This is a genomic window from Dyella sp. (assembly GCF_036384435.1).
In the GTDB taxonomy this organism is placed as follows: domain Bacteria; phylum Pseudomonadota; class Gammaproteobacteria; order Xanthomonadales; family Rhodanobacteraceae; genus GSA-30.
Genome location: NZ_DASVMI010000001.1, coordinates 1 through 5,776 on the forward strand (window position 1 = coordinate 1; position 5,776 = coordinate 5,776).

Consider the following 5,776-nt stretch of genomic DNA (forward strand, 5'->3'; position numbering starts at 1 on the left):
TGGCAAGCACCCGTAAAGGGCGACATGTCAGGAGAATGGAAAATCCCGATGGGGCGGCGTCCCGGTCGTTCACCTCATGCCCCTCGAGGCCACGTGCCGCACGGTGATCTATGGCGTGCTCGGGAATGAGTAGTGTGGTGACGACCGCGAACACGCCGAACGCTGCGGCCACCAGAAAGATGCCGCCGAAACCGAAGCGCCAACCGATGTATCCGGAAAGCCCTGCACCGACAACGTTGCCTGCGTGATTGGCGACCTGATTGCGGCCGAACTGTCGATCGAACCCCTTTGCGCACACCATGCCAAGCGTCATGCCGGCGATGGCGGGCCCAAGCAACGCGCCGGCGATGGCGGTGGCGATCTGGGACGTCACCACCATCGCGAAAGAATGCGCATACCACACGATGCACGAGGCTAATACCGTGCACACGCACGAGATTATCACAGCCAGTCGCTTGTGCCGCGTGGCATCGATGATGGCGCCGGCCGGCGCCGTTACCAGCAATCCGGCGACGCCGCCAATGGTCATCACCGTGCCGATCGCGCCGGTTCGCCAGCCGATGGATTGCAGGAACACGCCCAGGAACGGGCCGATGCCGGCCTGGACGTCCGCCACGAAGAAGTTCAGCGCCTCGAGCGGCCGCTGTCCTTGAATGACCTTTTTTCCCGCGACGCTCACCGCCGTCTCCCGTGCGTGTTCGGTTTAGTGCTTGGGCTTCTTCGGCATCGGCTCGAGTGCGTCTTCACGAGGACCGATGGCATCGGCACTCAGGACGGGCCCATGCGGCGTGTCGAGCCAGCGACCTTCCACGGCCACACGCTTGCCGACGGCAAGCAGGCGATTCAACGCATGGGCCGCATGGGGTGGCACGCGGATCACGATGCCATCGTCGAGCAGCACACCGTGTACTTGACCTTTCGGTCCGTGCAGGCGTCGTTCGATCCTTCCTTCGTATCCCCAGCGTTCGTCATCGTCGTGTGGCTTCTCTGGATGACCGCCCTGATGCGGCCCTTCGTCCAAAATGCGCTTGCCTTTCGATGGGTCGATGGCCACGGCGACGATGAGATCCGCGCCTCTCACTGTGACACCTCGTACCTCAACTCGCGAGCCGGGCTTGATCGCCCGTGCCAGCGCAACGGAAAGATGCGGTGGCGTGTGGATTTCCGTGCCATCGGTCAGGAGCATGCCGTCGATAGCGCCATGTCCGTTGGCAACAAAGCGAGCGAGCGTGCCGCGTTTGACGGGGAGATGATCTGGGTCGATCCAATGCATGCGTTGTTCCTTGATGAAAAGGGGGAGTTCGTCCGTTCCCTTTATCGGCGAACGGGCTGGTTCGGTCAGGGTGTCGAGGGAGCCGCGGCGGTTGGCTTTCCCGGCAAGCCAGCCGGCGGGGGCGGAAGCGGGCCGGGTTGGGGCGGCGTGGCCACAGGCTGTTCGTTACCTGGGCTCGTGCCGATAGCGGTGACCTGGATCGCACGACCGTAACGAGTCGCTACGCCAAAGCCCTTCGCGCTCACAGGCGCATGCGGCTCAGCCCAGGCGATGGCGCGTGCCGCCGCAGGTGGCGGTATGCGCAGCACGGTGCCATCGTCCAGGACGGCGCCGTTGATGTCGCCACGTGGACCATAGAGCGGCTGTGCGACCTGACCATGCGCTTCCATCGGCGAGAGAGCAGGCGGCGCGGGCGGCGGCGCCGGAGGCGTGTCTGTCCATTGAGCGCCTGCAGAACTCACCAAGCTAGCTTGCAGCAGTGGAAGATCACCGATGCGCCACCCCTCGATGCGGATGTTCTGGCCCAGATGCGCGTGAGCGGCCACCGTATTACCCAGCCCGGGCGGCATCGCCACCTGCGTGCCATCGGCGAGCAGGAGACCGTCCACATCGCCGTTGGGATTGACGATGAAGCGGGCGATCCTGCCGTCCCGCGTGTTATGCATGGCGTTGGCCGGGGGCTGGCCCGGTGGCGGTACCGGCGCGGTCGAGGCGACGTCAGGCGCCGGCGGTGCCACCGGTCGGTCCTGGGCCGTCGCGACACCGATGGCCATGGCCATTGCGCTCATGATCAGGGGAGGACGTTTCATGGAGGACTCCTTAACGTTGCGGTGGACCCCGCAGGCCTCCCGATGCATCCTCCATGCCAGCGTCCGAAGCACGTGGTTTGGCCATTTGGCACACCGTTTCGTGTCCCGGATGTCCGTTTTGGAGACACTCTGAGTCTCCGAAGGAGACATCACTCCAGGCCATAGTCGACCAGCTTGCGATAGAGCAGTTGCCGACGGATTCCCAGCCGACGTGCCGCCTCGGCGCGATTGCCGCTCGCCTTCGCGAGGGCTTGCACGATCATGCTGCGTTCCAGCTCGGCCACCGCATCGGGCAGGGGCAAATCGCCTGTCGTCGAGGTTGTCGGTGTCGTTGGGGGAAGCATGCCGTCGAGGTCGGACACCTCGATGACTGGACCAGGAACCAAGACCCGACAGCGCTCCATAAGGTTACGCAGCTCGCGTACATTGCCAGGCCATGCGTGCTGTTCCAGGCGCGCAAGAGCGGTATCGGCCAAGACCTTGCGTCGCAGGGGATCGGCGCCGAGCACGTGGTGTGCGATCACGGCGATGTCCTCGACGCGTTCCCGTAAGGGAAGCAATTCAATGGGCAATACGTTGAGCCGGTAGAACAGGTCCATGCGGAATTCGCCAGCCGCGATGCGTTCTTCGATAAAACGGTGCGTGGCCGCGATGATGCGCACGTCGATACGCACCGGGCGACTGCTCCCGAGGGGCGTGACCTCTCCTTCCTGAAGTACACGCAACAGTTTTGCTTGCATGGCCAGCGGCATGTCGCCGATCTCGTCGAGCAACAGCGTGCCGCGGTCGGCTTCGCGAAAATAGCCCTTACGATCACTCGTGGCGCCCGAGAACGCGCCCTTCACATGACCAAACAGCTCGCTTTCCAGCAGGTCCGGAGGGATAGCGGCGCAATTGACGGCGACAAACGCTTGTCCGGCGCGATCGCTGGCATGGTGCAATGCGCGCGCTACCATTTCCTTGCCCGTGCCGGTCTCCCCGGTGATCAGTACCGGCACGTCCGTGGCGGCGGCCAGGCCGATTCGTTTGTGGACCTGACGCATGGCCGGGCTTGCGCCCAGCATCTGTCCATCGTCAGCTGGCACCATCGTGGACATTGGCGGCATGTCGACGGCGGCAAGCGCTCGCGCCACCGCACTAGCCACTTCCTGGCGACCGATCGGCTTGATCAGGTGATCGAATGCGCCCAGGCGCATCGCATCGATGGTGTTCTGCGCCGACGCGAACGCAGTAAGCATGATGATCGGCACGGGCGACGCGGTGGTGTCGTGGCGACGTACGCGTAACAACGAAAGGCCGTCCATGCCGGGCATGCGGTAATCCAGGAAAGCCACGTCGATGTCGTCAGCGTCCAGTTTGTGCAAGCCGTCGGAGGCGTTATCGGCCATTGTCACCTCGTGGCCAAGCGACACCAACGTGGCGGCTAGCGTCGCGCGAAAATCATGATCGTCATCGATGATCAGGATCTGTGCCATGGGATGTCCATGATAAACCGGTGTGTCTGTGCGACTCGTTCGTAGTACGCCGTACCACCATGGGCCAGGGCGATCTCGCGAACCAAGGCCAGGCCCAGCCCGTTGCCATCCGTCCGGCCGCTGACGAATGGCTCGAAGAGCCGATCCTGTATCTCTGCTGGTAACGGTTCGCCTGGGTTCGATACGCAAACCGATAGCATGGCGTCGCGTTGCTCGATGGCCAGTACAACGCCTCCGGCGGTGTGTTCGAACGCGTTGCGCAGCAGGTTGTCGACCGCCCGATGCATTTGATCGGCATCCATGAGCCAATGCAGTCCCGGGGTGAACGAGCAACGCACGATCAACGCCTCATGGGGCCAGTCGTGCAACAGGGCATCGAGCCATGTACCTAGATCGGTATCGGCAAGGCGTACGCGCATGGGTTGCACCATGCCGAGCAAGCTCTCGACCAGGCCGTCCAGCTTGTTCACCTGGTTCAGCATCATGGCCAACGAGCCGCTTTCGTCATGAGCCCCCGGTGACTGGGCGAGCGCGTTCTCGGCCGCAAGGCGCATGGTGGCGATGGGATTGCGGATCTCGTGAGCCACGGTGGCGGTCATGCGACCCAGGCTTACCAGGCGATCATGGCGACGCAGTTCGCTCTCCAGGGCTTGGGCCTGACGGCGGCTATCCGCCAAGCGAGACGCATAGGCGACCACGGCGGCGGCCAGCCGGTCGACCTCGGGAGATCCGGTAGGCGGAAGCACGGGAATGTCGGAGGCGTATGCCAAGGCTCCTTCCACGGCCGACAGCTGTTGTCGCCAGCGCCGCATGATGGTCCATAGCCCGCCGGCGGAAGCCAGAACCAGCGCCAATGGAATGCTCAACCCAAGGGTCAGCCACCCCGACCATCGCCCTGGCGCACGAGGCAAACGCGTCATTGTCCATACGCCGCGAGTCTCATCGAGAGGGCAGGCGTTGATCAGGACCGTTTCGCGGTCGCCTTGTCGCGTATATGTTCGGGGGTGCCGCGCAGCCACCGCAGTGGCGGCGACCGCGGCGATATTGTCGCGCTCGGCCTCGGGTACATCGGTCTTCGCGCCCGAGCCCTCATAGGTAGGATAGGTATAGGCAATGAACCCGCGACCACGCTCCCATGCGCCGCCTTCCACGCCAGTGGCATCTTCCAGGACTAATTGCAGCACCACATCCAGCAGACCATTCGAAGGCGAGGCGGCTCGGGCCGCGGGTGTTGCCGAACGGTACCGCTGCACGATAGCACCGCAATCGGCGGCCAAGGCCTGACGCGATTCGGCAACCTGGACGGATCCGGTCTGGCGCCATGCGATGAGCAACAGGCTTACCATCCCGAGTGACGCGACGGCCACCAGAACCCAGATAAAGAACAATTGGCGGGAAAGTGCATTGGGCACGTCAACATTACCCCCATGGGAAGGGCAATCCTAGGCACCCCGTCCAGATAGCTGCGTGAAGGCAGGCTCGAAGCATTTGCTACGTCTATCAACGGACCGGTTGTCACACGGTCAAATATGTGCACGGCATTTGATCGCGCGAACGAGCCGTTGAAACGGCTTCGTTTTGCAAACAACGCTTATCTTCAAAAGCGCTGAAGTCATGTCCAATAAACATGGATTTTTACCCCAAAAAGAATAAGGGCCAGATGCCCTTGTTCTTCGATGGCCTGACTTGCCAGGCTTATTTTCGTGCGGCAAGCGACAGCTTGTGGGCGTTCAGCGGTTTGACCAGTAGAACACCAAATTCCGGCGCCGACATCGGCTGTTCAGCCATCATGAGTTCGCGATCAACGATGACGTTGCTGTGCCAGTTAGCCAAAGTGTCTGCATGCGCCCCGCCTCGGTCAACGCATTCACCGGGTAGCACTGTACGTCGCCACCGATGAACAGCGAGCCCGGACTTTCGAGTGCCCGCCCCCCCCGGTCGAGAAGACCGTCATGCGGTTGCCGGCATAGGGCCAACCCTTGGTCAGGGAATTTGCCTCTTTGTCATCCGCGGTCATGGGGCGACGAAGGCGTCCGGATCTGACAGGGCCATCAGCTCGCCCTGGTTCAAACCGGCCAGGGTGGCGATGAATGAGGCTACGCCTTTACGGTTGGTAGCTGTGCAGGAGCGGGAGGATAGCCGCCCAGAAGGTCACAATCGTGCCCATATGCCAGCTACCTGAGCTCTTCCTTTCGCGGCCGCGGGTGGGGGGGGGGGGG

6 protein-coding genes are annotated in these 5,776 nt (G+C 62.9%); all 6 read right to left on the reverse strand.

The window, feature by feature from the left end; all coding sequences use genetic code 11:
- Positions 1 to 679 (reverse strand): MFS transporter (locus VF436_RS00005; RefSeq protein WP_330901898.1); only part of this gene is annotated, 679 nt, incomplete at its 3' end.
- A 24-nt stretch (positions 680 to 703) separates the two neighbouring features.
- On the reverse strand, positions 704 to 1,273 hold the full coding sequence (locus VF436_RS00010; protein WP_330901899.1) for a hypothetical protein: 570 nt from the start codon (positions 1,271 to 1,273) through the stop codon (positions 704 to 706).
- A 65-nt stretch (positions 1,274 to 1,338) separates the two neighbouring features.
- Positions 1,339 to 2,082, reverse strand: coding sequence for a hypothetical protein (locus VF436_RS00015; protein WP_330901900.1), 744 nt, complete (start codon positions 2,080 to 2,082; stop codon positions 1,339 to 1,341).
- 149 nt (positions 2,083 to 2,231) lie between these two features.
- Positions 2,232 to 3,557 (reverse strand): sigma-54 dependent transcriptional regulator, encoded by a 1,326-nt coding sequence (locus VF436_RS00020; protein WP_330901902.1) that lies wholly within the window; start codon positions 3,555 to 3,557, stop codon positions 2,232 to 2,234.
- Positions 3,542 to 4,969, reverse strand: coding sequence for a HAMP domain-containing sensor histidine kinase (locus VF436_RS00025; protein WP_330901903.1), 1,428 nt, complete (start codon positions 4,967 to 4,969; stop codon positions 3,542 to 3,544). Before VF436_RS00025 ends, VF436_RS00020 begins: the two co-directional genes overlap by 16 nt.
- Positions 4,970 to 5,252: 283 nt before the next feature.
- On the reverse strand, positions 5,253 to 5,390 hold the full coding sequence (locus tag VF436_RS00030) for a hypothetical protein (protein ID WP_330901904.1): 138 nt from the start codon (positions 5,388 to 5,390) through the stop codon (positions 5,253 to 5,255).
- Positions 5,391 to 5,776: the final 386 nt, after the last annotated feature.